At 63.4% G+C, this 13,439-nt stretch carries 13 protein-coding genes; 6 read left to right on the top strand and 7 right to left on the bottom strand.

What is annotated here, in order from left to right; all coding sequences use genetic code 11:
- Positions 1 to 11 precede the first annotated feature (11 nt).
- Positions 12 to 1,043, bottom strand: a complete 1,032-nt coding sequence (locus ACEN42_RS34750) for an NAD(P)H-quinone oxidoreductase (RefSeq protein WP_371883130.1) — start codon at positions 1,041 to 1,043, stop codon at positions 12 to 14.
- 150 nt (positions 1,044 to 1,193) lie between these two features.
- On the opposite strand from ACEN42_RS34750, the gene ACEN42_RS34755 reads away from it, so the two are divergent.
- The 6 genes from ACEN42_RS34755 (at position 1,194) to ACEN42_RS34780 (ending at position 7,044) form a co-directional block, all read left to right on the top strand.
- Positions 1,194 to 2,078, top strand: coding sequence for a LysR family transcriptional regulator (locus ACEN42_RS34755; protein ID WP_371883131.1), 885 nt, complete (start codon positions 1,194 to 1,196; stop codon positions 2,076 to 2,078).
- Between the two features lie 110 nt (positions 2,079 to 2,188).
- Positions 2,189 to 2,863, top strand: a complete 675-nt coding sequence (locus ACEN42_RS34760) for a histidine phosphatase family protein (RefSeq protein WP_371883132.1) — start codon at positions 2,189 to 2,191, stop codon at positions 2,861 to 2,863.
- Positions 2,864 to 2,902: 39 nt separating this feature from the next.
- Positions 2,903 to 3,931 carry a phosphotransferase gene (locus ACEN42_RS34765; protein ID WP_371883133.1) on the top strand — a complete coding sequence of 343 codons (1,029 nt, stop codon included), beginning with the start codon at positions 2,903 to 2,905 and terminating at the stop codon, positions 3,929 to 3,931.
- A 53-nt stretch (positions 3,932 to 3,984) separates the two neighbouring features.
- On the top strand, positions 3,985 to 4,749 hold the full coding sequence (locus ACEN42_RS34770) for an SDR family oxidoreductase (RefSeq protein WP_371883134.1): 765 nt from the start codon (positions 3,985 to 3,987) through the stop codon (positions 4,747 to 4,749).
- Between the two features lie 24 nt (positions 4,750 to 4,773).
- Positions 4,774 to 6,024: an acyl-CoA dehydrogenase family protein gene (locus ACEN42_RS34775; RefSeq protein WP_371883135.1), complete on the top strand. Its 1,251-nt coding sequence runs from the start codon at positions 4,774 to 4,776 to the stop codon at positions 6,022 to 6,024.
- 72 nt (positions 6,025 to 6,096) lie between these two features.
- Entirely contained in the window at positions 6,097 to 7,044 is a 948-nt protein-coding gene (locus ACEN42_RS34780; protein ID WP_371883136.1) for a LysR family transcriptional regulator, read from the top strand.
- Positions 7,045 to 7,099: 55 nt separating this feature from the next.
- Here ACEN42_RS34780 and ACEN42_RS34785 read toward each other — a convergent pair whose 3' ends face one another.
- The 6 genes from ACEN42_RS34785 to ACEN42_RS34810 all read right to left on the bottom strand — a co-directional run bounded on the left by ACEN42_RS34785 (position 7,100) and on the right by ACEN42_RS34810 (position 13,433).
- The gene (locus ACEN42_RS34785; RefSeq protein WP_371883137.1) at positions 7,100 to 8,785 is read right to left on the bottom strand and encodes a cation acetate symporter; all 1,686 of its coding nucleotides are present in this window, start codon (positions 8,783 to 8,785) and stop codon (positions 7,100 to 7,102) included.
- A 3-nt stretch (positions 8,786 to 8,788) separates the two neighbouring features.
- Positions 8,789 to 9,106, bottom strand: coding sequence for a DUF485 domain-containing protein (locus ACEN42_RS34790; RefSeq protein WP_238213022.1), 318 nt, complete (start codon positions 9,104 to 9,106; stop codon positions 8,789 to 8,791).
- Positions 9,107 to 9,249: 143 nt separating this feature from the next.
- On the bottom strand, positions 9,250 to 10,236 hold the full coding sequence (locus ACEN42_RS34795; RefSeq protein ID WP_371883138.1) for an NAD(P)H-dependent flavin oxidoreductase: 987 nt from the start codon (positions 10,234 to 10,236) through the stop codon (positions 9,250 to 9,252).
- Positions 10,237 to 10,256: 20 nt separating this feature from the next.
- Entirely contained in the window at positions 10,257 to 11,465 is a 1,209-nt protein-coding gene (locus ACEN42_RS34800; RefSeq protein ID WP_371883139.1) for a CaiB/BaiF CoA transferase family protein, read from the bottom strand.
- 38 nt (positions 11,466 to 11,503) lie between these two features.
- Complete coding sequence (locus ACEN42_RS34805) at positions 11,504 to 12,316, bottom strand: oxepin-CoA hydrolase, alternative type (RefSeq protein ID WP_371883140.1); 813 nt, start codon at positions 12,314 to 12,316, stop codon at positions 11,504 to 11,506.
- A 4-nt stretch (positions 12,317 to 12,320) separates the two neighbouring features.
- Complete coding sequence (locus ACEN42_RS34810; protein ID WP_371883141.1) at positions 12,321 to 13,433, bottom strand: acyl-CoA dehydrogenase family protein; 1,113 nt, start codon at positions 13,431 to 13,433, stop codon at positions 12,321 to 12,323.
- Positions 13,434 to 13,439 lie beyond the last annotated feature (6 nt).

The following is a 13,439-nucleotide window of genomic DNA, read 5'->3' on the forward strand; positions in this document are numbered from 1 at the left end:
ACCGGCTTTATTCAGTCGATGAGATCGGCGCCCGTTGTAAGGACGATCTTCCCGAAGTGCGTACCGGAATCGATCAGTTCGTGAGCACCGCGAGCGTCGGCAAGCGCGAACGTCTTGTAGACGACCGGCTTGATCTTGCCGCTCTCGATATGCGGCCATAAGTGCCGCTCCAGTTCGCTGATGATGGTCGCCTTGTCCTCGGGTGTGCGGGATCGCAATGTCGAGCCCATATGCGTCAGACGCTTCGTCATCATCGGCACGACGTTCAGCTCCTTCGCCGGGCCTTTGATCACGCCCACCTGCAGGATCCGTCCGTCCATGGCAGCGGCGTCGTAGTTTCTCGCCACGTAGTCGCCGGCAATGATGTCGAGGATCACGTCGACGCCTTTTCCATCGGTTGCCCGTTTCGTTAGGGGGACGAAATTTTCCTCGCGGTAATCTATCGCGACATCGGCGCCTAACCTCAGGCTCGCCTCTCGATGCGCCTGCGAGCCGACCGTCGTGATGATTTTGGCAGCGCCGAGCGCCTTCGCCAGCATGGTCGCCGTAGTTCCGATACCCGATGCCCCGCCGTGGATCAACACCGATTCGCCGGCAAGCAGCTTGCCGCGCTGGAACAGGTTCAGCCATACCGTCATGAACGTTTCGGGCATGGCCCCCGCTTCCACCAGCGTCAGGCCCTTGGGGATATGCATCGTGTTGCAGGCGTGCGCGACTGCATACTCCGCGTAGCCGCCGCCGGGAATCAATGCGCACACCAGTTCTCCGATCCGGAAGCTGGACACGTCGGAACCCACAGCTACCACTTGACCCGCCACTTCCAGCCCCGGAATGTCCGAAGCGCCGGGGGGCGGGTCATACAGCCCTTTGCGCTGGAAAACGTCCGGGCCGTTCACGGCAGCCGCGTGGATGCGGATCAGAACCTGATCGCCGGCCGGCATCGGAATCGGGCGCGTTGTCGGCACCAGAACTTCGGGACCGCCGGGCTGTTTGATTTCAATCGCCGTCATGGACGACGGCACACGATACGTTGAAGCAGACATGGACCACACTCCTTCGGAAAATGAGGCTCGATCGATCCGGGCGAATCTTTGAACGAGAACTCTTGGATTGAGTTTAGGCCTCGACCTTGATGAATACATGCAGCAATATTCAGATTGGCAGATGCAAATTTGCATCAGGAGGGAGGCACCATGAACTGGGATGACGCGCGGGTATTTCTCGCGGTGGAGCGCGAAAAAACGCTTCGTGGAGCGGCCAGGACGCTCAATCTCGATCAGGCGACGGTCGGCAGACGGATCGCGGCACTGGAACACGCGCTACGCGCAACGCTCTTCCTGCGCACATCCGACGGTTACGCGTTGACCGCCGCGGGCGAAGCCGCGCTGAGATCGGCGGAGAAGATGGAGCACTCCGCACACGAACTCGTCAGGCGGACTCAAGGAACGGATACGCGGCTCGCGGGCGATGTAAGAGTCACCAGCACCGACTCGATCGCGCTCGAATTCCTGCTTCCGGCTATAGAACGCCTGCACGCTGCGCATCCCGAAGTGCGCGTTCTGCTGGACACGTCGACACGCATGCTGAATCTCGCAAAGCGCGAGGCGGATATCGCGGTGCGTTCAGTGAGGCCGGAGAATCCCGATCTCGTCGCGCGTCGCCTTGCGCGCTGGCCGATGGCGCTCTTCGCATCGAATGCTTATCTGGAGCGGCATGGCAAGCCCGCCGCCGGCTCGGGTTTCGCGGGCCACGATCTTGTCGTCTATCAGGGAAGCTGGACCAATAACCGATCACCGGCGCTTGCGGGCGAACCGAACCATGCGGGGCGCATCGTATCGACCTTCAATTCAAGCCTCATGCTGCGCACCGCGATAAAGGCCGGCATCGGCATCGGCGAGCTTCCGATACATCTCGCCGAACACGACGGCCTCGTGCAGATAGGGCCTTCGTCCGCACGCGGGGCGGTCTATGAAATCTGGCTTGTCACGCACCAGGACCTTCGACATACCGCGCGCATCGCGGCAATGATCGACGGCATCGTCTCAGCGTTCGCAGATCATCGAACCCACTCGGCATGATCACGCCGGCGCATCACGAACATGAATGACGATGCATCAATAAAATAAACTTCATCAATGCCTCCGGCATCGCTACGCTGGCCCTACCTTCTCCACGGGCAAAGACTGCGATGGCGGAACTCTACCTTGTGCGACACGGGCAAGCGTCGCTTGGCTCCGAGCACTACGACCGGCTTTCACGAAAGGGCGAGCAGCAATGCGTGTGGCTCGCCGAGCACTTCGCGCAGAACGATCTGCAATTCGATCGCGTCGTGACAGGCACGCTACGGCGCCATGCGCAGACGCTCGATGCGATCCGCCGCACGCTGCCTGATCTGCCCGTCGAATGCGAAATTCTTCCTGGACTCGACGAGTACGATTTCCACGCGCTGTTTCGCGCGACGGGCGCTGAACATCGCCACCTTGTCGAATCCGCGGCCAGCGATCCGCGCGAGTTCTTCAAGGCCCTGCGCCAGGTGTTGCATCGGTGGGCCGAAGGCGAACTCGACGACCGCGTGCCCGAAACGTGGAGCGCGTTCCAGCAGCGTGTCGCCGCTGCGCGCTCGGCCATGCAGCAAGGCGGCGGGCAGCGCGTCCTGGCCGTCACCTCGGGCGGCGTGATCGGAGCGCTGATGCAGCAGGCGTTGCAAGCGCCGGCATCGACGGCCATCGCGCTCAACATGCAGATCCGCAACAGCAGCGTCACCCATTGCTTTTTCAACCGCGAAACTTTTCAGCTGTCGAGCTTCAATGTCGTCTCGCATCTCGACGGCCTGCAACGCCATGCGTTTCAGACCTACGGTTGAATCGCGTCCTCAAGTCCCATGATTCAGGCAGAAAAACCTATGACCAGCGAATCGACACGACCCGCTCTCGACGTAGACCGGCTCGTCCGTTACTTGCAGCAGCACGTTCCCGGTTTTCAGGGGCCCGTGGCGGCGACGAAGTTCGCAGGCGGCCAGTCCAACCCGACGTTCCTGCTCGATACGCCCGGCGGCCGCTTCGTCCTGCGACGTCAGCCGCCGGGGCAGTTGCTCAAGTCCGCGCATGCCATCGATCGCGAATTCCGCGTGCTGAGCGCGCTCGGCGAGACCCCTGTGCCCGTCGCGCATGCATGGCACTTGTGCGAAGACCGCGAAGTCATCGGCAGCATGTTCTATCTGATGAGCTACGAAGAAGGCCGCATATTCTGGAACCCCGCCCTGCCGGAGATCGATCGCGACGCGCGCCGCGACTATTACGAGTCGATTGTCGCGACACTCGCGACGCTTCACGACGTCGACGTCGATGCGGTAGGTCTCTCCGGCTACGGACGTCCTGGAAACTACTTCCAGCGTCAGATCGAACTCTGGACGCGGCAATACCGCGCCGCCGAAACAGAACGAATCGCGCCAATGGAAGCGCTGATCGCGTGGCTTCCCGCACATTGCCCCGCCGATACGCAACGTCCCTCGCTCGTGCATGGCGACTTTCGAATCGACAACCTTATCTTCGCCAGCGACGCGCCTCGCGTGCGCGCCGTGCTCGATTGGGAACTGTCGACGCTCGGCAATCCGCTTGCGGACCTCGCGTATTTCTCCATGTGCCTGCGCCTGCCGTCGACGGGAGATATCACAGGGCTGCGCGACCACGACCGCTCGGCGCTCGGCATCCCCGAGGAAGAGGAGATCGTTGCGCAGTACTGCGAACTGCGCGGCCTGCCCGGTATCGAGAACTGGCACTTCTATCTGGCGTTCAGCTTCTTCCGCCTCGCCTCGATCGCCCAGGGTGTCAAGTCGCGCGCCCTGCAGGGCAACGCTTCGAACGCGCGCGCATCCAAGGTGGGCGGGATGGTCGAGCCGCTCGCCAGTCTCGCCGTGGAACTGATCGCCTGAAGCACAACGTACATGACGCGCGATGCCATTCAACCCGAACCAAGGATACAAAATTGAGCACGAACCTCTTTGACCTCACGAGCCGGATCGCCCTCGTGACAGGCGCAAGCCGCGGCATCGGCGAAGCCATCGCAAGGCTCCTTGCCGAACAGGGCGCCCATGTGATCGTGTCGAGCCGCAAGCTCGACGACTGCGAATCGGTCGCGGCAAGCATCCGCGCGACCGGCGGCAGCGCCGAGTCACTCGCCTGCCACGTCGGCCGCATGGAAGACATCGCCGCGACGTTCGCTCATATCCACGAACAGCATGGCCGGCTCGACATACTCATCAACAACGCGGCAACGAATCCCTACTTCGGTCACATCCTGGATACCGATCTCGCTGCCTACAACAAGACTGTCGAGGTCAACATCCGCGGGTATTTCTTCATGTCGGTCGAAGCCGGAAAGCTCATGAAGAGCCAGGGTCGCGGCGCCATTGTCAATGTCGCCTCGGTCAACGCGCTGCAGCCCGGCGACATGCAGGGGATCTACTCCATCTCGAAGGCCGCAGTGGCTCACATGACAAGGGCATTCGCCAGGGAATGCGGGCCGCTGGGCATTCGCGTCAATGCCTTGCTGCCCGGTATCACGAAGACGAAATTCGCCGGCGCGCTGTTCGAAAACCGGGAGATCTACGACCGCCTCATCAACGAGATCCCGCTGCACCGTCACGGCGAGCCGCAGGAAATGGCCGGGACCGTTCTTTATCTCGTGTCCGACGCGGCCAGCTACACGAATGGCGAATGTATCGTCGTCGATGGCGGGCTGACGATCTAGTCAACCGCACAGAAGGAACTCATCATGAATTTTGCCAATAGCCCCAAAGTCGAAGACCTGCTGCGCCGCGTGCGCGGTTTCATGGACGAACATATCGTGCCGCGCCAGCGACAGTGGCTCGAAGAAGTGCACGCGGGCCAATACCCCGTCTCGTTCATGGAAGACCTCAAAACCACGGCGAAGGCCGAAGGCCTGTGGAATCTCTTCCTGCCGCATCTCAAGGACGGCGAGCCAGGCACTCGCCTCACGAACCTCGAATACGCCCCGCTCGCCGAGCTGATGGGCCGCGTCTCGTGGGCCTCCGAAGTCTTCAACTGCAGCGCGCCCGATACCGGCAACATGGAACTGCTTCATATGTTCGCCACGCCCGCGCAGCGCAAGGCCTGGCTCGAACCGCTACTGCATGGGCAAATCCGTTCGGCGTTCGCGATGACCGAGCCGGACGTGTCGTCCTCGGACGCGACGAACATCACGACTTCCATCCGGCGCGACGGCGACGACTACGTGATCAATGGGCGCAAGTGGTTCATCACGAACGCCGCCCATCCGAACTGCAAGCTTTTCATCGTCATGGGAAAGACCGATCCGGACGCGGAAAGTCATCGTCAGCAAAGCATGATTCTCGTGCCGGCGGGCACGCCCGGCGTGAGCATCGTGCGCAACATCACGGTGATGAATCACGTTTCTCCCGAAGGGCATTGCGAGATCGTGTTCACGAATGTCCGCGTGCCGGCGTCGAATCTGCTCGGCGAAGAAGGCGGCGGTTTCGCGCTCGCTCAGGCGAGGCTCGGGCCGGGCCGTATTCACCACTGCATGCGCTCCATCGGCGCGGCCGAGCTCGCGCTCGAACTGATGATCGAGCGCGCCGTAGACCGCAAGGCGTTCGGCAAGTTCCTCCATCAGCACGGCACGGTCGGCGAATGGATTGCGAAATCGCGCATCGAAATCGATCAGGCTCGCCTGTTCGTGCTGAAGGCGGCGTGGCTCCTCGACGAAGTCGGCGCGAAAGCAGCGCGCAAGGAGATTTCCATGATCAAGGCACTGGTGCCGCAGGTTTATTCGACGGTATGCGACCGTGCGATGCAGGTCTTCGGCGCGATGGGTCTGAGCCCGGACACGCCGCTCGCCGACCACTGGACCTGGGCCCGCGCATTGCGTTACGCGGACGGCCCCGATGAGGTCCACTTGCAAGCCATTGCGCGCATGGAAATCGCGCATGGCGAGCAACGGCTCGGCGCGACGGCAGCGTACCTGAGCATTCCGCCGCGAAACTGAAGCGTCGAGAATTCTGGCGAACGCATCTCCGGCGCCTCTCGCTTATGATGTCGTGCAAACGGAGACTGCGAGATGCGTTTGCCGAAGCTGGATCTGAACCTGTTCGTCGTATTCGAGTCGATCTATGAGAAGCGCAATCTGACTCGCGTGGCGGAGGCGCTATACATCACTCAGCCCGCGGTCAGCAATGCGCTTGCCCGCATGCGCAAGGCCTTCGATGATCCGCTCTTCGTGAGCACGCCATCCGGCATGGTGCCCACGCCGCTCACCGAAAACATCATCGGCCGCGTGCGCGAGGCGCTGCAACTGCTCGAGGCGAGCGCGTCCGAAGGCGACGTCTTCGTGCCGGGCACATCCAGGCGCACGTTTCGCCTGAGCATGCCCGATCTGACGGAAGCGGTTCTGTTGCCCTTGCTCGGCGAAGTGCTTCAGCAGCAGGCTCCCAGCATGAGCATCGAGAGCTACTTCACGCCGCGCAGCGAGGTGTCCTCCGCACTCGCGACGCGCAAGATCGACTTCGCAATCGACGTACCGCTCATTAACGACCCTCAATTGCGTCAGGCGTCGCTCGGTAGCGACCGCTATGCCTGCATGCTGCGGCATGACCATCCGTTCAGGGGCGACGCCTTGAGCATCGACGACTACCTGGCACTCGGCCATATCCAGGTATCGAGCCGCCGTCAGGGCAGCGGTCTGGTGGATGCGGAGCTAAGGAAGCTCGGCAAAGAGCGAAGGATACAAATGCGCGTGCAGCATTACATGGTTGCACCGCTCGTAGCCTTGCGCACCGACCTCGCGCTGAGTGCTCCCATGCAACTGCTGCAACGCCACGACGCGCGGATTCTCGAACTGCCCTTCCAGCTTCCGAGGCAGGAATGGCACCTGTACTGGCATCGCAGCAGCGAACAGGATCAGGCCAGCATCTGGCTCGGCGAAAAGATAATCGATATTCTGAGCGGCCCGGCGGCGACTCTCGATGTGCCGAAGCGCAAGCGCCGGGCCGGCAAGGCCCCGGCGTAGAACATCGTCCCTCAGGCGAGCGTTTGTAGCGTTCGGCAAGCAACGCTCATCGCGCTCAATGCTCGGCTGCCTTCAGCGCCAGGATGCCCGTCTGCGAGTAAAACTCCTGCAGCGCGAAGGCCTCGCGTTCGCGCTGCGCACGCGCGCCGCGATCCAGCATCGAGAAGAGCCAGATACCCGCGAACGCGAGCGGCACCGAGATCAGCGCCGGGTTGTCGAGCGCCACCGGCGCGTGCGCCTGATGCAGCACATCGACCCATACGGACTTCGAGAACAGCGTCAGCAGCACCGCGCAGACGAGTCCGAGACCGCCGCCCACAACCGCCCCGCGTGTCGTCATGCCGCGCCAGAATATCGATGACACGAGCACCGGGAAGTTCGCGCTCGCCGCAACAGCAGCGACGAGGCCAACCAGGAAAGCCACGTTCACGTGTTCGAAGAGAATGCCGAGCCCGATCGCCACGATGCTGAGCATAAGCGTCGAGATGCGTGAGATGCGCATCTCCTGCGCTTCGCTGCCTTTTCCGCGCGCGAGCCAGCAGGCATAGAGATCATGCGATACCGTGGTCGCGCCCGAGAGCGTGAGGCCCGCGACGACCGCGAGGATCGTCGCGAAGGTGACGGCGGCAATGAAGCCATAGAACAGATTGCCGCCCACGGCCTGCGCCAGCTTGACCGCGACCATGTTCGAGCCGCCGAGCAGATCGCGCGTGAGGTTGAAGTGTCCGTCCACCGCCGTCTTGAAGAACTCCGGATGTTGCGCGAGCAAGGTGATCGCGGAGAAGCCGATGATGAAGGTCAGCAGATAAAAGTATCCGATGAACCCGGTTGCGACGAACACGGACTTGCGCGCTTCTTTCGCACTGGGCACGGTGAAGAAGCGCATCAGGATGTGCGGAAAGCCCGCGGTGCCGAACATCAGCGCAATGCCGAGCGAGAGCGCGTTGAGCGGGTCCTTCAGCAGCTTGCCGGGGCCCATGATGCTCGCTTCGCCCGGATGAATCTCGACGGCGCGCCGGAACATCTCCTCCGGACTGAAGCCGAACTGGGCGAGAGAGATGACGGCCATGAACGTCGCTCCGCCCAGCAGCAGGACGGCCTTGATGATCTGCACCCACGTGGTGGCGGTCATGCCGCCGAAGAACACGTAGACCACCATCAGCGCGCCGACGATGACTTCGGCCATCCAGTAGGGCAAGCCGAAGAGCAACTGGATCAGCTTGCCCGCGCCGACCATCTGCACGACCAGATAGAAGATCACGACGACGAGCGAGGTGCTGGCAGTCAGCAGGCGGATCGGCGCCTGTTCGAAGCGATACGCGACGACGTCGACGAACGTGAATTTGCCGAGATTGCGCAAGGGTTCGGCGAGCAGAAACATCACGAACGGCCAGCCCACGAGAAACCCGATCGAATAGATGAGACCGTCGAAACCGAACACGAACACCATGCCGGAAAGGCCCAGGAACGAAGCCGCGGACATGTAATCCCCGGCGATGGCGAGCCCGTTCTGAAAGCCCGTGATGCCGCCGCCCGCGCTGTAGAAGTCCTTCGTCGTGCGCGTCCTGCGCGCGGCCCAGCGCGTGATGCCGAGCGTGACAAGCACGAACAGCAGGAACGTGCCGATCGCGACCGGATTCAGATCGACATGATCCGGCACGGGACCTTCGATGGATGAAGCATGAGCGAGCGCGGACATCGAGGCGAGCGTCGTGCCCTGAAGAAAACGACCGGGTTTCATGGGTCAGTCTCCTTGCGCGGCAGCGGCGATCAGCGCGCGCATCGACGGATCGAAGGCGCGGTTCGCACGCAGCACGTACCAGCCGGTCAGGCCCACGGCGACGAGAATGACGCCGACGCCCGCGACGATACCCATGCTCGTCGTGGCGCCCGCATACAGCGGATGCGCGAGCATGTGCGGCGCCAGCGCGACGAACAGGATGAAGCCGTAGTACGTGAGGATCATCAGCGCGGTCAGCGTGAAACTGAAGCGCCGGCGCGAGGCGACCAGCCGCCTGTATGCGGGGCTTGCCTTCGTCAGATCGATATGGATTTGCTGCATGGATGTCTCCCTCCTGTTTCAGGATGATGTTTCGAGTATCGGAACGGCCTCGATTGCAACGTATTCAGCGGCTGCCTTGAGCAGCTCTTGTTTTGAATCGATGTCCGACGCCGGCACGGCCACGCGGCGTCGATGAACACAGGTCAGCCGATTGCCACGCGCGCCAGCGCTTGCTGCATGTCGCGCTCGAAGCGATTCACGATGTCGGCGAGCGGTTCGATGCGGTCGACGAAAGCGAGCGACTGCCCGGCGGAGAGCAAGCCCTTGGACCAGTCGCCGGTGACGTAGGCGTCGCGGCCGATCTTGCCGGCGACGAATGGCATCAGATCCTGAATGGTCACGTTCGGGTTGCGCGCCTCGATTTCCATCACGGCGGCCGTGGTCTCGTTGCGCAGCGAGCGCACGGTGTTGCGCACGGAGTGCATGCACAGCTCGGTGTCCGTGGGTCCGGCTTCCACCAGACGGCGCTTGTAGTCATCGTGCGCCCAGATCTCCTCGGCCACGGCGAAACGCGTGCCGACGACCACGCCCGACGCGCCCATCGCGAGGGCCGCGGCAAGTTGCGAACCACGGCCGATGCCGCCGCCAATAAGGTAAGGGATGTCGAGGTGGCTCTCGGCCCACGCGGCGTTCACGAACGACCCGACCATGTCCAGGCCCGGATGCCCGCCGCATTCGGCGCCGACGATGGCGACCGCATCGACACCCACCGAAGCCGCTTTGACGGCAAACCGTACCGACGGCACCTTGTGAAGCACCTTCACACCGGCACTTTTCAGAAGCGGCATGAATTCCTGCGGATTGCGCCCGGAGGTTTCGACGCACTTCACGCCTTCATCGACGATGAGTTCGAAGACATCCCGCGTCTTCTCGCCGGGGACGAGTTTCGGGAGCATCGACACGTTGACGCCGAACGGGCCGCCTTCGCACAGGTCGCGGCAGCGGCGGATTTCGTCGCGCAACGCTTGCGGCTCGGGAAAGCTCGCCGCCGTGATGAAGCCGATGATGCCGGCGCGTGACGCGGCGGCGACATAGTCCGCATCGGCGAGCCACATGAGACCGCCGGCGACGATCGGCAGGCGTGTGCCGAACAGTTCGGTGACGGCGTTCGAAAAAACAGGCTGAGTCATGATATGTCCTTCCCGAACGCTCATACGATGCCTTCGGATTTCAGTCGCGAGAGTCGTTCTTCGGACAGCCCGAGCAGCGAGCGAAGAACGTCGTTGGTGCCTTCCCCGAGTTGCGGCGGCGCGCTTCGCACCGGCAGACGCGCACCGTCGAAGCGATACGGCGGCGCGAGCACGTGCGTTTCGCCTGCTTCGGGATGGCTGTACGTCGTCACGAGGCCGGCTTCTCCCGCGCGCTTCGACGTGAGCGCCTCGTGAAGGCCGAGCACTTCGCCGCACGGAATGCCGGCGCCTACCAAGCGCTCCAACAGCACTTGCCGCTTTTGCGTACCGATCGCGCGCCTGAGTTCGGGCACGAGCATGTCGCGGTTGGCAGCCCGGACGAGGTTCGTGCGGAAGCGGTCGTCATCGACGAGATCCGGGCGTTCGATCACCTCGCGGCAGAAGCGCTCGTACTGGCGGTTGGTGCCCACCGCGATCACGAGCGGCCCGTCCTGCGCGTCGAACACGCCGTAGGGCACGATCGACGGATGTGCATTGCCGTAGCGCGGCGGGTCGCCGTCGAGCTTCATCGATTCGAGTCCGCAGTACGAGGTGATCATCAGGCCGCAGTCGAAAAGCGCCATCTCGATGTGGCGTCCCTTGCCGGTCTTCTGACGCTCGAACAGCGCGGCGAGCACCGCTTGCGCGGAATACATCCCGGTGAACAGATCGACCGCGGCGATGCCGAACTTGAGCGGCGGCTGGTCCGCGTTGCCGTTCATCGCCATCAGTCCCGCCTCGCCCTGAACGACGATGTCGTAGCCGGGACGCGCCGCTTCCGGTCCGTGGCGGTCATATCCGGCGATGGACAGATAGATGAGATCGTCTCGTCCTTCCTTGAGCTGCTCGTAACCGAGGCCAAGCTTTTCCGCGCCGCCGAACTTGAAGTTCTGCAATACGACATCGCTTTGCTGCGCGAGGTCCCGCGCAATTTGCTGGCCTTCCGCCGTTTGCAGGTCGAGGCACACCGAACGTTTGTTGCGATTGACGCTGTTGAAATAGGTCGTCTCCGTCGCGCCGACGCGCAGGCCCCAGTCGCGCGTATCGTCACCGCGCGTCGGGTGCTCGACCTTGATGACTTCGGCGCCGAGATCGCCGAGCACCATCGCGCACCAGGGCCCCGCGAGCACGCGCGACAGATCGAGCACGCGCACGCCGGCGAGCGGTAAAGAAGAATGCATGTTTGACATGGCAAATTCCATACAAGATTAGGATGACGAATCGACGCCTAATCGGACTGCGCGACCGTCGCGAGACGCAAGGCAGCGAAATCGGCGGGCCGTTTGCCGAAGAAGGCATTGATGCCTTCGGCAGCTTCGTCATCGCCGAGCGACTCCACCATGTAACGCGCTTCGAGATCCAGTTGCGCATCGACGGTGTTCTCGCCCGCGCGACGGCACAGCGCCTTGATCCTGCCGATCGCGCGCTCGGGACCGGCGGCGAGCGTCCGGGCGATGCCGAGCGCTTCCGTGAGCGCGTCGCCCGGCTCCGCGAGGCGATTCGCCACGCCCAGCGCCTGCATGCGCTCGCCCGTCACGGGCTTGCCGGTCAGGCATAGCTCGGTCAGCAATTGTCGTGAGACGAAGTCGGCCAGAAACGCGGTCGCGCCGCCGTCGGGCGAGAGTCCGACCTTCACGTACGCAACCGAGAACGACGCATTGCGCGCCGCGACCAGCAAGTCGCACGCGAGCGCGATCGACAGGCCCGCTCCGGCGGCCGCGCCTTCCACGGCCGCGATCACCGGCTTGCCGCAGTCGCGGATCGCGCGGATCATGCCGTGCAGACTTTCGATGCCTTCGCGCCGCTCGGATGGCGTCATCGCGCGCCGTTGCGCGAGGCGATTCAGATCGCCGCCCGCGCAGAAGGTCGCGCCCACGCCCGTCAGCACGATCGCGCCGACGCTCGTATCGCGCTCTGCCTCGGCGAGCGCGGCCGGCAGCGCTTTGTACACTTCCGCCGTGAGCGCGTTACGCGCGGACGGATTGTTGAGGGACAGTACCTGCACCGCGCCGTCGCGACGCGCAAGAATGGGTTCGTTCATGGCTTCAGCTCCTGCCGAGAGTGATAAAACGTTCGAGATGGTGATCCTCGTCGCCGAGTTGATGGTCGATCATCACAAGGCGCTTGGCGTAATGGGCGAGCGGCAGCTCCCAGGTCATGCCGATGCCGCCGTGCATCTGGATGCACTCTTCGGCCACGCGCGTGCCGATGCGCCCGATCGTGTACTTCGCCGCCGACAGCGCACGCTCGCGCTCGATGCGACTCGCGCCCAGAGCAGCGGCCGCGTTGATGACCGCCGAACGAGCCTGCTCGATCTCCAGCAACAGATCGGCCATGCGGTGTTGCAGCGCCTGAAAGCTGCCGATCGGCACGCCGAACTGCTTGCGCGTGCGCAGATAATCGAGCGTGTATTCCTTCGCGACGTCCATCGCGCCGATCGCCTCCGCGCACAAGGCAAGCACGCCGGCGCCGATGCTGCGCTCGAGCGTCGCGAATCCCGCGTCCGGTTCGCTGAGCAACGCGTGATCGGCGATGCATACTCCGTTGAACCGCACCTCGGCGGCCCGTCCTCCATCGATCTTCGGATAGCCGCGCAGCTCGACGCCCGCCGCGTCACGGGCGACGACGAAGAGCGAGATGCCCTCTTCGGCATCGTTTGCGCCGCTCGTTCGCGCGGAAACCAGAAAGAAGTCGGCCGCTTCGCCTTGCTGTACGACGGCCTTCGTGCCCGTCAGCACCCAGCCGTTCGAACTGCGTGTCGCACGCGTCGATACGCGCGACAGTTCGTAATGCGAGCCGGCTTCGTCATGCGCGAGCGCCGCGACGGTGCGGCCCTCGACCATGCCCGCGATGAGCGCCTTGTGCGCTTCGTTGCCCGCATGAGCGAATGCATGGCCGGCCACCAGCGCGCCCAAGAAAGGCTCGACCACGAGGCCGCGCCCGAGGCTTTCGAAGACGACGGCGATATCGAAGCCATCGCCGCCGAAGCCGCCGTCGGCCTCGCTGAAGAGCGCGCCCACCACGCCCAGATCGGCCAAGCGCCGCCACATGTCCGCGTTGAAACCCGCATCGCGCATCGCAAGGCCGTACTGCTCGGCGACAAAACGGTTCAGCGTATCCGCCAGCATGCGGCGGTCTTCCGTGTGCTGAAAATTCATCGCGAT

It is taken from the genome of Caballeronia sp. S22, from assembly GCF_964261745.1.
Taxonomy (GTDB): Bacteria; Pseudomonadota; Gammaproteobacteria; order Burkholderiales; family Burkholderiaceae; genus Caballeronia; species Caballeronia jiangsuensis.

Bases quoted from the DNA above. Each gene is read 5' to 3' on its own strand.
- ACEN42_RS34765 (WP_371883133.1), top strand. From the start codon at position 2,903: ATGACCAGCGAATCGACACGACCCGCTCTCGACGTAGACCGGCTCGTC.
- ACEN42_RS34800 (WP_371883139.1), bottom strand. From the start codon at position 11,465: ATGTCAAACATGCATTCTTCTTTACCGCTCGCCGGCGTGCGCGTGCTC.
- ACEN42_RS34775 (WP_371883135.1), top strand. From the start codon at position 4,774: ATGAATTTTGCCAATAGCCCCAAAGTCGAAGACCTGCTGCGCCGCGTG.
- ACEN42_RS34805 (WP_371883140.1), bottom strand. From the start codon at position 12,316: ATGAACGAACCCATTCTTGCGCGTCGCGACGGCGCGGTGCAGGTACTG.
- ACEN42_RS34810 (WP_371883141.1), bottom strand. From the start codon at position 13,433: ATGAATTTTCAGCACACGGAAGACCGCCGCATGCTGGCGGATACGCTG.
- ACEN42_RS34795 (WP_371883138.1), bottom strand. From the start codon at position 10,236: ATGACTCAGCCTGTTTTTTCGAACGCCGTCACCGAACTGTTCGGCACA.
- ACEN42_RS34760 (WP_371883132.1), top strand. From the start codon at position 2,189: ATGGCGGAACTCTACCTTGTGCGACACGGGCAAGCGTCGCTTGGCTCC.
- ACEN42_RS34755 (WP_371883131.1), top strand. From the start codon at position 1,194: ATGAACTGGGATGACGCGCGGGTATTTCTCGCGGTGGAGCGCGAAAAA.
- ACEN42_RS34750 (WP_371883130.1), bottom strand. From the start codon at position 1,043: ATGTCTGCTTCAACGTATCGTGTGCCGTCGTCCATGACGGCGATTGAA.
- ACEN42_RS34790 (WP_238213022.1), bottom strand. From the start codon at position 9,106: ATGCAGCAAATCCATATCGATCTGACGAAGGCAAGCCCCGCATACAGG.
- ACEN42_RS34785 (WP_371883137.1), bottom strand. From the start codon at position 8,785: ATGAAACCCGGTCGTTTTCTTCAGGGCACGACGCTCGCCTCGATGTCC.
- ACEN42_RS34780 (WP_371883136.1), top strand. From the start codon at position 6,097: ATGCGTTTGCCGAAGCTGGATCTGAACCTGTTCGTCGTATTCGAGTCG.